Annotated in this window: 16 protein-coding genes; 4 read left to right on the forward strand and 12 right to left on the reverse strand. The window is 40.5% G+C overall.

The window, feature by feature from the left end:
* Positions 1 to 71 precede the first annotated feature (71 nt).
* Positions 72 to 1,343 carry an MDR family MFS transporter gene (locus AC3WU2_RS24140; protein WP_492457542.1) on the forward strand — a complete coding sequence of 424 codons (1,272 nt, stop codon included), beginning with the start codon at positions 72 to 74 and terminating at the stop codon, positions 1,341 to 1,343.
* Positions 1,344 to 1,526: 183 nt separating this feature from the next.
* Here AC3WU2_RS24140 and AC3WU2_RS24145 read toward each other — a convergent pair whose 3' ends face one another.
* The 8 genes from AC3WU2_RS24145 to AC3WU2_RS24180 form a co-directional block, all read right to left on the reverse strand.
* Positions 1,527 to 2,531 (reverse strand): serine hydrolase domain-containing protein, encoded by a 1,005-nt coding sequence (locus AC3WU2_RS24145; protein WP_492457543.1) that lies wholly within the window; start codon positions 2,529 to 2,531, stop codon positions 1,527 to 1,529.
* A gap of 148 nt (positions 2,532 to 2,679) precedes the next feature.
* Complete coding sequence (locus AC3WU2_RS24150; protein ID WP_018755512.1) at positions 2,680 to 3,111, reverse strand: VOC family protein; 432 nt, start codon at positions 3,109 to 3,111, stop codon at positions 2,680 to 2,682.
* A 183-nt stretch (positions 3,112 to 3,294) separates the two neighbouring features.
* Positions 3,295 to 3,993 (reverse strand): SDR family NAD(P)-dependent oxidoreductase, encoded by a 699-nt coding sequence (locus AC3WU2_RS24155; protein ID WP_492457544.1) that lies wholly within the window; start codon positions 3,991 to 3,993, stop codon positions 3,295 to 3,297.
* 189 nt (positions 3,994 to 4,182) lie between these two features.
* On the reverse strand, positions 4,183 to 4,446 hold the full coding sequence (locus AC3WU2_RS24160; protein ID WP_492457545.1) for an HIT family protein: 264 nt from the start codon (positions 4,444 to 4,446) through the stop codon (positions 4,183 to 4,185).
* Between the two features lie 409 nt (positions 4,447 to 4,855).
* A complete protein-coding gene (lepB, locus tag AC3WU2_RS24165; protein ID WP_492457546.1) occupies positions 4,856 to 5,518 on the reverse strand; it encodes a signal peptidase I in 663 nt (220 codons plus the stop codon).
* 686 nt (positions 5,519 to 6,204) lie between these two features.
* Entirely contained in the window at positions 6,205 to 6,429 is a 225-nt protein-coding gene (locus AC3WU2_RS24170; RefSeq protein ID WP_044876916.1) for a hypothetical protein, read from the reverse strand.
* Positions 6,430 to 7,007: 578 nt separating this feature from the next.
* On the reverse strand, positions 7,008 to 8,294 hold the full coding sequence (locus AC3WU2_RS24175; protein WP_492457547.1) for an IS110 family RNA-guided transposase: 1,287 nt from the start codon (positions 8,292 to 8,294) through the stop codon (positions 7,008 to 7,010).
* Between the two features lie 300 nt (positions 8,295 to 8,594).
* Complete coding sequence (locus AC3WU2_RS24180) at positions 8,595 to 9,050, reverse strand: MarR family winged helix-turn-helix transcriptional regulator (protein WP_492457548.1); 456 nt, start codon at positions 9,048 to 9,050, stop codon at positions 8,595 to 8,597.
* Positions 9,051 to 9,207: 157 nt separating this feature from the next.
* On the opposite strand from AC3WU2_RS24180, the gene AC3WU2_RS24185 reads away from it, so the two are divergent.
* Positions 9,208 to 10,083, forward strand: a complete 876-nt coding sequence (locus AC3WU2_RS24185; protein WP_492457549.1) for an SDR family NAD(P)-dependent oxidoreductase — start codon at positions 9,208 to 9,210, stop codon at positions 10,081 to 10,083.
* Positions 10,084 to 10,202: 119 nt separating this feature from the next.
* Here AC3WU2_RS24185 and AC3WU2_RS24190 read toward each other — a convergent pair whose 3' ends face one another.
* The 4 genes from AC3WU2_RS24190 to AC3WU2_RS24205 form a co-directional block, all read right to left on the reverse strand.
* Entirely contained in the window at positions 10,203 to 10,565 is a 363-nt protein-coding gene (locus tag AC3WU2_RS24190; RefSeq protein ID WP_492457551.1) for a RidA family protein, read from the reverse strand.
* Between the two features lie 227 nt (positions 10,566 to 10,792).
* Positions 10,793 to 11,005, reverse strand: coding sequence for a hypothetical protein (locus tag AC3WU2_RS24195; RefSeq protein ID WP_492457552.1), 213 nt, complete (start codon positions 11,003 to 11,005; stop codon positions 10,793 to 10,795).
* A gap of 69 nt (positions 11,006 to 11,074) precedes the next feature.
* The gene (locus tag AC3WU2_RS24200; RefSeq protein ID WP_475812842.1) at positions 11,075 to 11,275 is read right to left on the reverse strand and encodes a helix-turn-helix transcriptional regulator; all 201 of its coding nucleotides are present in this window, start codon (positions 11,273 to 11,275) and stop codon (positions 11,075 to 11,077) included.
* Positions 11,276 to 11,288: 13 nt separating this feature from the next.
* Entirely contained in the window at positions 11,289 to 11,705 is a 417-nt protein-coding gene (locus tag AC3WU2_RS24205) for a DUF2178 domain-containing protein (RefSeq protein WP_492457553.1), read from the reverse strand.
* A 256-nt stretch (positions 11,706 to 11,961) separates the two neighbouring features.
* On the opposite strand from AC3WU2_RS24205, the gene AC3WU2_RS24210 reads away from it, so the two are divergent.
* Complete coding sequence (locus tag AC3WU2_RS24210; RefSeq protein ID WP_492457554.1) at positions 11,962 to 12,918, forward strand: ABC transporter permease; 957 nt, start codon at positions 11,962 to 11,964, stop codon at positions 12,916 to 12,918.
* 12 nt (positions 12,919 to 12,930) lie between these two features.
* Complete coding sequence (locus tag AC3WU2_RS24215; protein ID WP_492457555.1) at positions 12,931 to 13,860, forward strand: carbohydrate ABC transporter permease; 930 nt, start codon at positions 12,931 to 12,933, stop codon at positions 13,858 to 13,860.
* The last annotated feature ends 27 nt before the right edge of the window (positions 13,861 to 13,887 follow it).

A 13,887-nucleotide genomic window follows, 5' to 3' on the forward strand; every position in this document is an offset into this window, starting at 1 on the left:
CATGAGTAAACTCTTCCCTTTTTACGTTTATTCACCCGCTTTACAATGTAAAAACAAAAGGGGGACTACTCATGAATAAGCTGAAACACACCTGGAACTATATCGTGCAAAACTATCATACCACGCTGCAAGTCAGAATGTTTGGAGAGTTGCTAACAAGTCTAACTGGTTCGATGCTGGCGCCCTTTCTACTCTTGTACTTATACGAGAAGTTGGACGGTTCCGTTCTGTTGCCTTTGATTATCGTCGGATTGCAACCTTTAGCAGAGATTGTAGTTACGATCGCAGGCGGCAGTATTACGGATCGTTACGGGAGAAAGCCCATCATCATATTTGCCTTGTTCTTACAAATAGGAGCGATGACCGGATTTATGCTTGCAGATTCAGTTTGGTTATTCGCATTTTTATATATCCTGAATGGAATTGGTCAGTCCTTCTACATTCCGGCAGAACGGGCTCAGATTGCCGATATCGTCCCGGATGAGAAGCGTGCGGAAGTATATGGTGTATTAAACACCTTGGGGTATATCGGGCAAGGACTTGGTCCCGTACTCGGTTTGCTGGTATTTGTCTTGGAGCCCGCTCTCGTATTCGGTTTGCAAGCATGTTCGCTCCTCATCTACGTGCTTGTATTTTGGAAGACCACCCATGAGACTGCACCGCTAAATCACCTGAATGAACCTTTGGCAACGGTCGTTGTTCAAGATTCTCAGACCGATCGTTCTATAGATAAGTCACGATCTGTATTCAGACGAACAAAACAGTTCGTATTCCTTCATCAGCATGTAATCCTTCTTATGTTGTGTACATTACCAATCAGTTTCTTTTATGCACAGACAGAAACAACTTTTCGTATACATGTGCAAGCTATCTTTACCAATCACTTGTCTGTGATCGCTATTCTGGCTACCGTAAAAGCTTGCCTATCTGTTGGACTGCAAGTCTGGCTTATCAAAAAAACGGAGCATGTGTCGCTCATAACCATCATGTTAATCACTTGTCTCTGTTATACCATGACATCACTTTTATACGGGTTCTCCTCCGTGTTGTGGCCTTTACTGGTGGCTCAATTGACGATGACAATCGGAGAAAGCTTAGGACTTACCAGGCTTCATCAGTACGTCGCTGGTATTGCACCAGTTACGAATCGAGGGCTATACTTCTCAATTCATGGAACACATTGGGATATATCTCGTTCCATTGGACCTTATATAGGCGGTAACGTATTCATCCAGACAAGTGGCGCTGTATTATTTATAATCGTCTCTATACTACTCGTCGTCTCATATCTATCATTCCGATGCCTATTATCTCGTAATGTTCGCGCAGCTAACAATCTTTAGGGAATTTAAAGGTTAGTTGAATAGTCGGTTATTACTCGCTTAAACTTACTATTAGTAGATTAAGAAATGATAGCAGCCGGTGGTAATTTCTTTCCGTCACCGCGCATAATACCATCAACAAATACATGGAGCAGCTGCCACCGGCAAACTGCTCCATGTATTTGTTGAACTATGACCATTTTCTTAATGCATCTTCGGCAAGATTACCAAATTCCTGAATATCCGAAAGATAATCATAATTTTTTTTCCACCAAAAGTCCAAAGGCTATTTGTCATCCTTACTACCACCGCATTATGTTTCGGAATCACTGTACATGAACATCCCGATGCCCCGAGAATCTGAAAAGTTTGTTCCGGTAAACTTGGTCCAATTTCACAATTCTCCACCATTGAATTTTGAATCCACCAGAAGAAGCCAAGTCTGGGTAAATGAACTGGCAATGAATCTGGGGTCTGAACCGATGTAACAATATCGAATACTTTTTCCGGAAGCAGTTGTTTACCTTCATACATCCCCTTGTTTAAATGTAAATTTCCCCAATGAGCTAGTTCTCTCGCACTTACGTAAAGATTACGGTCACTACCCTCATTAGATTCTAATCTCAAAGAAGGGAAACTGTGGGGATCATTAATATCGCATACTAAAGTTTCTTTTCCCTCTGTCCTCCATTCAGTCCGTGTAAAATTCATAGGTTTAAAGACTCTTTCATTTATGATTTCAGAAACCGTTTTTCCAGTTGCATTCTTAACAATAGCGGCAAGGATTTCAGGTTTTTTTCCTTCGAATGCTGTACCCGATACAAAGCCTTTTACTACACTTTTCCCTTTAAATTGCAGACCTGTTGTGCGTGTGACTAAATGCCTTAGTGTCGTGTTACCAAGAATATCGTTATCAAAACCAACAAGATACTCGCTTAACAAACTATCCAAGCTTTTAATATAACCATCATAAAGCGCGATTGCGGCAGCAAGACCCACGTATGTAACCCTCGTTGAATAAACATTAAACTGTGATTCTGCTCCCGTTTTTCTCGCACCTTTATGGAAGTGATGAAACCCGGAATACCATTCATGTATGATTTTGTTATCCTTAATTACGCATAATGCTCCTGCTGATGCAGCAATTCGATTTTGAATTTTCTCCGTATACTCGTCTAAAGTGCTAAATATATTATTATTTGGATTCATTTTTCTCCCCTCTCATTATACAGAACGTTAGTTCGCTGGAGTTAACTTAATAAAATGAGCAGACTGCGGAAGCCTGCTCAACAATGGTTTGTTATTCAACTATCGTGACCCGTTAGCGCAACAAGGTGGAGCGGAAGTTTGTGTGGTATTACTGTGGCTGCTCTCCTGGGACATTCACTTGGAAAGTAACCCCGAACTTGTCCTTTACGATCCCGTACAAGGGGCTCCAATCCATCTTCTGAATGGGCAAGACGACTTGTCCGCCGTCTTCCAAAGCGGCGAAGATTTCTCTCGCTCTTGCCTCTTCTCTGGGATGGATGGCAATCTGAACCGTATCGCCTGGCTGATAAGGCGTGCCTGGGAAGTTATCGGTGAACATGAGATCCGCGTCGCCGACTTTCAAGTGCGCATGCATAACGCAATCCTTCATGTCATCCGTCAACGGATGATTCGGGTCCGCCGGCATATCTCCGTACGTCATGATGCTAATCACTTTCCCGCCCAGCGCTTTCTCGTAAAAATGGACCGCTTCTTTCGTGTTGCCGTCAAAAATCAAATACGGGTTCAAACTGATTGACATCATTTAACATCTCCTTTGGAATAATTTGGATAACCTCATTCATTATACACCAAAAAAAGAAATGCGTGATTTCTTTTCGATTGCTAGTTTTGGTGAACCTATTGAGGAAATCACTTATCCGTAGAGGAAGGAAAATCAGAACTATCGTGTCTCGTTAGTTGAATCACTTATCCAAAATGATAATCACCATGCTTTTACTACTTTCCCATGTTCGAATCTATCCAATAGGAATGTTAGTATTCTTTCCGCAGCATAATTTGTTTTAGCTAACTTGATTTCACTCGCACGTTCATCAGTTACCACTGATTCTTCATACATCTGTGTATCTGTTGCCCCAGGTCTAACACCCATAATTTTAACATCACCTTGTTCTACTCCAATTGATTTCACAAATGTTTCGAGACCTGCTTTAGATGTTGAGTAACAACTTAACATTGGTTTCAAATTAAATGATAGTCCAGAAGAGATATTCATGACACGCTTGTCTACCTTTAATGTTTTAGTATACTTTATGAAGCTTGACGTTAAGAGCATAGGAGCAATTAAGTTTATATTCATATGATCTATGATCCCATTAGGTTCACTCTGGCTTATGAATTCAACTGGCTTAACCACTGCAGCATTATTAACTAAGTAGATGGACTCAATAATAGATGCATCAATTTTTTGGATAATTTGATTCATTAAATCGTCGAGCTTATGGACATCCTTTAAATCAACATCAAAGTAATCCATTGAAACATTGTTGGATTCTGCTAAAGAAAGTAACTCATTATTTACTTCTCTTGATATACAAAATAGATGGTGGTTTGGTGACAAAAGCTTTTCAGACAAAGTTCTTCCAATACCACGCGATGATCCAGTAATTATAAAGTATTTCAATTGGGTAACCTCCATTTTTTAATCCTTAACGATTTCCCAAACTGCAAATCCCATATTATCTATAAAACACCATGACCTATTAGAGGAATTCTATCATGAATCAGCCACAACGTTAATCTGCCCGTTAGTACAAACGCGACTGCCGATCAATGCCGAAAGCCGCGTCTTAGTTATTTATTTAGCTATCTTCTACTGCAATAATCTCCCATTAGTTAATGACAACTCGTCTAATAATTTTTTCTTCATCGCCTCCAAAGCTTCATCGCTCGGTTTAACATCATCTGCATACATGATTTCTCTAGGTGTCCACCAAACAGGAAACTTGGGGGTTGGTTCAGTCAGTCTTCTCGGGAAAGTGTGCCAATGCATATGAGAATCGCCATTGCCAAGAAGTTCATAATTTAACTTATTTGGTTTGAAAGCATTAAATACAGCTTCAGATACTATACTCATTTCAACAAGATACTTTTCCTTAAATTCTTTATTTAGTTCGTGAAGTTCACACTTATGATCTTTGCATAGAAATAGTGTATAACCCTCGAAATATTGGTGTTCTCCGATTACTACGTACCCTGTTTCTAATTCTGCTACAAAATACTTATTCGTACCTTCTTTCTCATGTTGATTCGATTACAAATAAGGCAATTTTCCATTTACATCACCATCCTAATATCTTATTGTTTGAAAACAATATATCCTTTTTTCAATAGGATATAAATGGAAAATTGTTATAAGATTATGGAATTTTGTTATCGATTTCAGCACGTTAGCGCAACACGGCTACCTATCTATGCCGGCAGCCGTGTTTTAGATATTTATTAAACTATCGTGTCCCGTTAGCTCAGCAAATTAGTACAATCCATTATTTTTTTTCATACCCCAGAACTTTGCCTATAATATTACTAATGGGAAGAGGACCATAGATCTGACTGTCTATACTTCTCCACCATGTATCACCCATGACAAATAGATGACTGTCTGGTACTTTAAACTTCTCCATATCCATGTTAAAGTATTCCTTCATGTTTTTCTGGCATGATTCGTTACATACTGCCGATCCTGGCTGATTGACTGTCTTAAAATACTCTTCTTCATCTAATCCCCAGCTTAGAGCCTTTCCATAAAACGTATTTAACTTTTTTCCATTCACATAAATTTGACCTTTTTTTATTTGCACAACTTCACCAGGGATAGCGATTACCCTCGAGATATTATGTTCAGGAGGATTTAAGAGCGGATATATTTTCTTATCAATTTTGGGCGTTTTGTAATATACAACTTCACCACGTTTCAATTCATTTTGATTAAAATAGTTCGGATCAACCACAAGTTTACCTTTCACCTGCGAGTCGTACTCTAGGTTGCGACGGGACATTCCATCGTTATTGTTCTCAACAAGAATTGAGTCCTGTTTTTTCTCAACTGACACTGGCGACTCCGGAGTAGTATCGTCAGTAATATTTTGCTCTTCGCAACCAACACATAACAAAATGAAGAACACACTTAATATTATTTTTAACTGCATGACTAATCCCCCTTCATTGTTCTGTCTGGATCGAAATTAATTCGTATCCATTCACCAGTGGCGGTATGAGAATTTTCACTCTATCGCCCACTCCACCTCTATTGTGCCTTGTAGCCCGTTTCCGTTGACAACGAACCTGTATCCGCGTGCATTGTCCATCTTGATCCCCGCCCCTTATCCATTAAACCAGCTTGTTTTTTCCAAATCCTTTCAACTTCTTATCTTATGATGACGATATCTTAAGGCTAATTGTTCCAACGTCGTAGAGTATGCTTGATTCAACTAACCTGCCCTTTAGTTTAACAAAAATGACAGCTCCAACTTGCTTGCTTCCGATAAAATCATATCGGGAATGTAACAAAGTTCTTATCATCAGTCGGGAATGATATCAAGTTCTTGTCATTGCGTTTTGACAAGAACTTGATATCATAAAAATAATAAGCCGCATGATTAGCGGCTTCCAATGTTACTATGTTTTTGTCACACGACATTTTTTTTATATCGAGATCACATTTCGTAAATCGTGATAACTACAAACAAAAGGAGCCTTACTGGCTCCTTTTGTTCTACGAACATTAAAAAATCCCCGTTTGGGGATTATAATAATTTTTTGCGGTCTTCAATACCTTGGTTATAAATGTTCAATATTGTAGCAAGATCAATTGTTGTGCTCTCTATCCTTTCAACTATTTATTCTTCTGCTTTGCAACTTGCATACCGCCGATGATAAGCATGATAATCCCAATTACTGCTAGAATAATCCGAACTAAGAATGGACTCAATGAAAACACAGTTTCACCTTGCCAGTGCAATCCGAACAACCTTTCATTCAGCCCCACAATCGCCAATAATGGCTTAAGAAACAAACTCAGCGCTAATAATACTATCCCCCAAATAATATTGCTATTCATTGATTCAAAACCTCTTTTAATGATCCCTCTTCTAAGATAGAAATGTATGTATCCTCATTAAGAAATGCCTTATACAAATGGAATAACCTCCTTGTTAATCGACTACCAAATAATGGGTACAACTTATCATAACAAAACAATATTATAATATCCATGATTAAGAGTAATGTAATTTTGTATTAAACTATACTGCCCGTCCCTCAGTTTTAAGGGGTTATCTCACGTATACTCACTCATTCGCAGGATTTCATCACCATGGATTAGTATTAAAGGTGGGGAAAGCTGGAGGCGAGAGCCGTCAGTCCAGTATTTGGGCATGCGGGAACAGAGGAATCGCTTCAGCCATTCCTTTTCGCTTCACTCTACTGCACGCAAACTCCACAAATTGCCCTGGTGTTTACCATCCCATGACTCGACGGGTCTATGCCCTTACATTCCATCGTCATACTTATCCAAGGTGTGGAGACCGATTGCGTTTAGCGGACGGGTCTAAGCCCTTTTTGGGCAGTAACTCGGTTCTCCGTGCTTTCTTTGTCAAAATCCCGCGAACGAATCAATATACGTGACGGCTCAATACCTTAAGCTGCTTGTGAAACGAGATAGCTGGCTTTTTCGGGAGAGAATGTTTCTGCTCGATGGACCATACCGATCAGAATTCGTGCTACTTTACCCACAAGCTTGAAGACAGACTGTTGCTTTTTCATGTGTTTTACTTGAACATTGTGCTGATGTAATTCTTGAAAGATCGGATTATTTCCGATGAGTTGAATGGTCGCTAAGTATAGATATTTCCTTAGGCTGGAGTCTCCTCGTTTAGAGATGATGATCTGTCCTTTCCTTTTCCCCGATGTACTTTCTGCGAGATTTAGACCGGCTTTGCGCAGTAACTGACGTCCATGTTCATACTGTCTAAGGTCACCTGCACCTGCTAAGATGGCCGCGACAAAGATCGGACCAAGACCTTTAATAGAACGGAGCTGGACGGCCATGGGAATCTCCTCTAGCAATGCGCGGAGTTGCTTTTCGATGTCTACTAACATATCCGTGATTCGTTCGAACTCCGTGATTAGACGTACAAAATCTTGCTTTGCTTCGGTTAAAGCTGTAACGTCCCCTACACTCCGCTTAGCATATGCAATGAGCTCAGCCGCCTTTTGTGTGCCTGAAGAACCGCCTGCTCGCTGCATATGTTTTCTCCATATCGCAATGATCTCCGGTATAGACCGCCCTGCAAGATCATGAGGCGTAGGAAACTCCTTCAGTGTGGCCATCGAACGTTTGCAGGTCCAATCCTTAAAAACTGAACTGTACTCCGGAAAGCGGATATCCAGCCAACGAATGATGCGATTTTGTAACCGAACACTATTCGTAACCCAAAATTCTCGATCGCTCATCAGGGTTCGCAACCGCTGGAACACGTCGGTCTGTTTCGTATGTTCATAGTAGTAGCCACGGCTTACTACATCTGCAATGACAAGTGCATCTTTTGGGTCACTCTTCGATTGGCAATTGTCACGGTTTTCTTTATTGCGCTTGGTCGTTGCTGGATTGACTAAGACGATTTGCAATCCTTTATGTGTAAGCCAGTTGGCCAAGTTCCACCAATAATGCCCTGTCGGCTCCATACCAATGATTACGCTGCTTAAACGGTGCTTTTGCTGGATGGCTTCCATCCAACGTTGCAGCCTTTCAAAGCCCTCAATGGTGTTGCTAAACGATAGATGCCGATTCGTCAGCACGATTCCACGATAATTCGTTACCTGTGCTACATGTGTTTCCTTGGCCATATCGATGCCTACTACAAGATAAGAAGTGGTAATTCGTTCAATTCGTTGATTTTGTGCTTCTGATTGTTTAAACTTCATGATAAGAGCGCCTCCTTGATGGTGTTGGGTTTCGAACCCGTGGACAAACCCATCATACCGAGGCGCTCCTTTTTTGGCAAAGTCTATTTCTTAGCCCTAACAGGAATGTTAAGCTTAACAACAAATTTAAAAAGTTGCTGTTTTATTAAACTTTTCAAGTGATTAAACAGTATCTATTATCCATCATGAAATACACCAATTACGGTTCTACCATCACATCATATAGTGGGATATCACGACCACCCGCAGGTCTATTCTTTTTTGAATACACCTTGTGCTTTAATTAATTGTTCTCATCCGTCAATTGAATCCATTAAAGTGCCTAAGCATTTGGATGAGTTCATGAAGCTCCGCATCTTTCCATTCAGAGAGTCGTTCATAAAAAACGGACTCTTTCTCCTTAAGCGCATCAATTATTTTTTGTTGTCCATACTCGGTAAGAGACAACACAATTTCCCGCCCATCATTAGGAGACGTTTCTCTGTTCACATACCCCAGAGTCTGGAGCTGTTTGACAAGGCGACTGACCGAACTTCGATCCATCGCAGTTGATTCTGCTAAAGTGGCGGCATTTGTTGGACCGTAGGAGTACAGCCAACGAACAATATGGAAGGCGGCAGGCTGTAAGGAGGAATCGAATTTAGCAGCAGCTCTGACATTCAAGGCATGTGAAGCACTGATGAGGGCGTTAAGCTGCTCGCCCAATTCAATCTCCAGTTTCTCCCTCGGTTCACTTTTGAATTCATTATACTTCATCCTCAATCACCTTTCTCTAGATCAAAAAACAACTCAAAATTGATTGACATATATCAATCAAATCATTATAGTGGATATATGTCAACTAAACACCCTGCCTTTACGCTGTTTAGATAGATTACTTCAAAAAATTATATCACATGAAGGAGAAATGACGATGCCAAATAAAGCAACTGTTGTCATCACCGGTGCCACCAACGGTCTTGGACAGCTAGTCGCGATTGAATTAGGAAGACGCGGATTTGACCTTGTCTTGACTTCCAGGAGTAAAGAACGCGCTGAAGCTACGAGAAAACAGATTGAGGCGATTACACCATCAGTCAAGATTGATTTTTTTTATGGAGATTTATCGCTATTGAAGGATGTTAAACGGGTTGGGAGTGAAATAGCCTCTGCTTACCCTAAAATTGATGTCCTTTTGAACAATGCGGGAATCCATGCTTTTGAGCCCCGTATCACTCTCGAGGGGCTTCCTGAAATGATTGCTGTCAATTATTTAGCGCCGTGGCTTTTGACACATTCACTAATACCGTCTCTGCAGAATGCAGGTAAGGCCAGAGTTGTTAATGTTGCCTCTGAAGCTTCAAACCGTCACGGCGTTTTGAAGCTCCCCGAGGATTTAACGGATACCACTCCCTTTACCGCTCGCGGCTCATCCTCCATCTATGGAAAAACCAAATTATTTAATATTATGTTCACTGCTGAACTGGCACGACGGTGGGCAGGTACGGGAATCAGCGTAAATGCACTAAATCCAGGATTTAATGTTACCGGACTAGGACGAGAACTTTGGTTTGCTTCCGTATTAGAACGATTGTTGAAAGCCCTTCGTATTGGAGATCCACGAAGAGGAGCAGGTATTATCACCCGTTTAATTGTGGAGCCAGAATATCAAAAAATGACTGGCGGATACTTTAACGTTGGAACCGGAAAATCTATAGAACCAGTGTCGCCCGGGGGGGATGCCACTACGCAGCACAAGCTGTGGAAGGCCACAGAAGATTTGCTGAAGCAGAAAGGATTTATTTCCTAATACACGGCATCGCAACAGGCTTCGGTTCTGTTTATGGAACATTGCTCACCTTAATGACGCTGCTCCAAAACGTAAAAGTTTATTAACGTGCTATCGGGATGAAGGGTATCCTCGAACCTTCAATCCATCGTTTTCCGTCCCAATCCTTGGTATGCTATACCGTCAATCATCATAAGACAGTCTGAATCAATGAACTCTGTTGTGGATGTCATTCTTGCAGGGAAATTATCCTTTTCAAAATAATCAAAAAATACTTGTTCCATTTCGGGTAGATCCTTAATACTTTTGAGGTAGACATTAACTTTTACAAGGTTTTGAAGTGGTACATCAAGTTGATTAAGTGTGTCTTTTAAATGTGATAAAGTATCATGTATTTGCTCAGTAAAGGTTTGTCCAAAGCCTCTATGTAATCCAAGAAACACATAATCTCCTGCCGAAACAGCTGCTGAGTAGCTAAATGGTGTTGAAATCCGGTTTATCATATCATGAACCTCCTATGTAATATGATCACCACTCCATATTAGAACGTATGTTCCGAATTGTAAATGATTTTTTTAACATGTATTTCCATGAAATATTGGAGAATAACTTATATCCTTAAAATAAAAAATCCCCCTTAAGTGAACACCATACATCCTTACTTTGTATGTGTCTACTTAAAGGGGATAATCTCAAATTCTCGACAGCCCGAGGGCACGAATGTGTATCATTATTTAATGAAAAAGGATACAATCCCTAATATTATGCATAAAATCCCACTTAAGAACTGTCCAATCCCTGAGGCTTGTCCAAGTATTAATAGATTAAATAAATTTTTTCTCTTCTGATTCTTTCCGACAAACGCATCATCCGTTTTCATTCTATAGATGCCCCATAATACTAAGACTACTCCAAATAGGATAAACAATAATTTTAATGCCATTTTTTTGACCCCCATGATGTATGATTTCTATATTGAATTTTTCCCACTAATTATATTTGTATACGATGATCAGTCATCTTCCTCAAATATAAAAACCTCTTCGATCGATAAGTTAAAAACTGAAGATATTCGATAAGCTAGTAAGACAGATGGATTATATTGCTGTTTCTCTAAAGATATAATTGTTCTTGAAGAAACACTTACTTTATCTGCTAGTTCTTGTTGTTTGATACCACGTTCTATACGTAACTCCTTTATTCTATTTTTCATAGCCTACTCCTAATTAAAGAACATGATTATAATATTTTTTGGCTAATAAGTTCGTACCCGCACACAATACGATAATCACAATTAAGGCAGTATTCGTTGGGATTGCAAGCCAATTTGAAAGAAACATCATCAGGAGCGTCACCAACATGATTAGTCTCATCGTAAATTGTGAAGCTTTTCCTTCGATGATATCATCTCGTTCGTCATATTCTTTGGACATCTCTCGATCCAACTGTTTTCTATTCGCCTTATATTTAACCTGAGAAGTTATAGCGAAAGTTAAAAGTCCTACTCCTACCAACAATATTGAAATCCCGGAAACCAATCCTTCTGTTGTATTAGCTTTCGTGTGATTCCAAATGATTTCAAATAACCCCATGATGAGAAGGGCTAGTGAGCATAAATATAGCTCTGTAAATTTATTTTTCAAGCAATTCACCCCTAACATCTCACAATGTGAAGTTTATTTCACGTGAAGTTAACTTCATATTACACAGTCTTGATGGAGTAGTCAATAGTTAATTTATTCCTTCTTATGGGTTCTTGTATCTCTCGTCTCCCATTCTTAATTTTACGAATCTAACGTTTGTTGACTATAGTATCAAGTTTGTTATCTAGTTGCATCGAATCCTCCTATAATACAATGAACTTAACAAGTGCAATAACCACCGGAAGGAGTGACAGACATGAGTTCTAAGGCTGAACAAAAAGTTAAACGTAAGCGCTTACAAGTTCGTTGGCGTAAGCAGGATACGGAACTAACCCTCTTGGCATTGCCGACGACGATTTGGTACATACTGTTTTGTTTCTTACCAATGTTCGGGATCATCATTGCCTTCAAAAACTTCAAAATTAGCGGCGGCTTCTTGAGCAATGTGTTTAACAGTCCATGGGTAGGCTTCAAAAACTTTGAGTTCTTATTCAAGTCGAATGACGCTTGGATTATTATTCGAAACACCATTGGATACAATATTATTTTTATCGTTCTAGGCATTGTGCTGCCCGTTCTATTCGCGATTATGATCGGACTACTCCACAGCCGCAAAGCAAGTAAAGTCTATCAGACGATGATGTTCCTCCCCTATTTCCTCTCTTGGGTTGTCGTATCTGCTGTAGGCTGGGCGTTCCTAAGCTTTGATAAAGGGATTGTCAATCAAATGCTCGTCAGTATGGGCGGCGATCCTATTAACTGGTATATGGCACCGGAATACTGGCCATACTTACTGATTCTATTAAATATCTGGAAAGGCCTCGGCTATGGTATGGTCATTTATCTGGCAACCATCACTAGCCTTGACAGCACATATTATGAAGCAGCTGTTATTGATGGCGCTTCCATTTGGCAGCAGACAAGATTTATTACATTGCCCATGCTCAAGCTAGTTATTGTCATGCTGTTCATTTTAGCAGTTGGACGCATATTCTACACCGATTTCGGCTTGTTCTATCAGGTCACGCGAGATTCCAATTCTCTGTTCAACGTCTCTACCACCATCGATGTCATGGTGTTTAAACAACTTAAGTCCGCTACAGTAGGCATGGCATCTGCTGCAGCATTTGTGCAGTCCGTCCTGGGCTGTGCAACAATTCTAATCGCTAACTGGATTGTTCGCAAAATTGATCCTGATAGCGCGATGATGTAAGGAGGTAAGACGATGGCAACAAGAATTGCTTATACCACGGGCCTTGAGAAGTTTAACCGTACAAGCAAAGTCGTAAATATCCTTTTCAACCTGATTTTTATCATCTTGGCTCTGATCTGTGTCATCCCTGTCGTTGTCGTTCTATCCATTTCATTTTCCAGTGAGGCCTCCATACGCGAGTCAGGGTATCATCTGATTCCGATTGCATGGTCAGGAGAGGCTTACGCCTATATTGCCAACCAAGGAACCATGATCCTGCGAGCGCTCGGCGTATCCGTACTCGTTACAGTGGTTGGTACGGTACTCGGTGTATTACTTACGACCTCCATGGGCTATGTGCTCTCTCGCCCCTCATACAAGCTGAAGGGGTTTCTGACCTGGGTCGTATTCATCCCTATGATATTCAATGGCGGTCTGGTATCCAGCTACTTCATCAATACAAATCTATTAGGACTAAAAGATAGTGTCTGGGCACTTATTCTACCGCTGGCTGTCTCATCGTTCAACGTTATCATTTGTAAAACATTCTTCAAAAGTACGATTCCCGATGGGCTGATTGAATCTGCTGAAATTGATGGCGCGAGCCAGCTACGAATCTTTTTCTCAATCATCCTACCCATCTCCTTACCGGTAATCGCAACCATTGGACTGTTTCTATGCTTCGCATACTGGAATGACTGGTTCCAATCGATGCTATATATCGACAACCAGAACCTGTATTCTCTGCAAGCACTGCTAAACAGCTTGATGAGCAATGTGGATGCACTTGCCAAGAATGCTGCAAGTATGGGCGTTAGCTACGCAGTACTCGTCGCAACGATGCCGAAGGAATCTGCACGTATGGCTGTAGCCATTCTCATTGTTCTGCCTGTAGCCTTCGCTTATCCGTTCTTCCAGAAGTATTTTATTTCTGGACTAACGGTCGGTGCTGTCAAAGGTTAATAAACGAAATAAGCCAAGCAAGCTTGG

Source organism: Paenibacillus sp. EB106-05-06-XG162 (assembly GCF_058791655.1).

Excerpts from the sequence above, each read along its gene's own strand:
- AC3WU2_RS24200 (WP_475812842.1), bottom strand. The coding sequence starts at position 11,275 with ATGAAAAATAGAATAAAGGAGTTACGTATAGAACGTGGTATCAAACAA.
- AC3WU2_RS24170 (WP_044876916.1), bottom strand. The coding sequence starts at position 6,429 with ATGAATAGCAATATTATTTGGGGGATAGTATTATTAGCGCTGAGTTTG.
- AC3WU2_RS24175 (WP_492457547.1), bottom strand. The coding sequence starts at position 8,294 with ATGAAGTTTAAACAATCAGAAGCACAAAATCAACGAATTGAACGAATT.
- AC3WU2_RS24160 (WP_492457545.1), bottom strand. The coding sequence starts at position 4,446 with ATGAGTATAGTATCTGAAGCTGTATTTAATGCTTTCAAACCAAATAAG.
- AC3WU2_RS24180 (WP_492457548.1), bottom strand. The coding sequence starts at position 9,050 with ATGAAGTATAATGAATTCAAAAGTGAACCGAGGGAGAAACTGGAGATT.
- AC3WU2_RS24215 (WP_492457555.1), top strand. The coding sequence starts at position 12,931 with ATGGCAACAAGAATTGCTTATACCACGGGCCTTGAGAAGTTTAACCGT.
- AC3WU2_RS24150 (WP_018755512.1), bottom strand. The coding sequence starts at position 3,111 with ATGTCAATCAGTTTGAACCCGTATTTGATTTTTGACGGCAACACGAAA.
- AC3WU2_RS24210 (WP_492457554.1), top strand. The coding sequence starts at position 11,962 with ATGAGTTCTAAGGCTGAACAAAAAGTTAAACGTAAGCGCTTACAAGTT.
- AC3WU2_RS24140 (WP_492457542.1), top strand. The coding sequence starts at position 72 with ATGAATAAGCTGAAACACACCTGGAACTATATCGTGCAAAACTATCAT.
- AC3WU2_RS24190 (WP_492457551.1), bottom strand. The coding sequence starts at position 10,565 with ATGATAAACCGGATTTCAACACCATTTAGCTACTCAGCAGCTGTTTCG.
- AC3WU2_RS24145 (WP_492457543.1), bottom strand. The coding sequence starts at position 2,531 with ATGAATCCAAATAATAATATATTTAGCACTTTAGACGAGTATACGGAG.
- AC3WU2_RS24195 (WP_492457552.1), bottom strand. The coding sequence starts at position 11,005 with ATGGCATTAAAATTATTGTTTATCCTATTTGGAGTAGTCTTAGTATTA.
- AC3WU2_RS24185 (WP_492457549.1), top strand. The coding sequence starts at position 9,208 with ATGCCAAATAAAGCAACTGTTGTCATCACCGGTGCCACCAACGGTCTT.
- lepB (WP_492457546.1), bottom strand. The coding sequence starts at position 5,518 with ATGCAGTTAAAAATAATATTAAGTGTGTTCTTCATTTTGTTATGTGTT.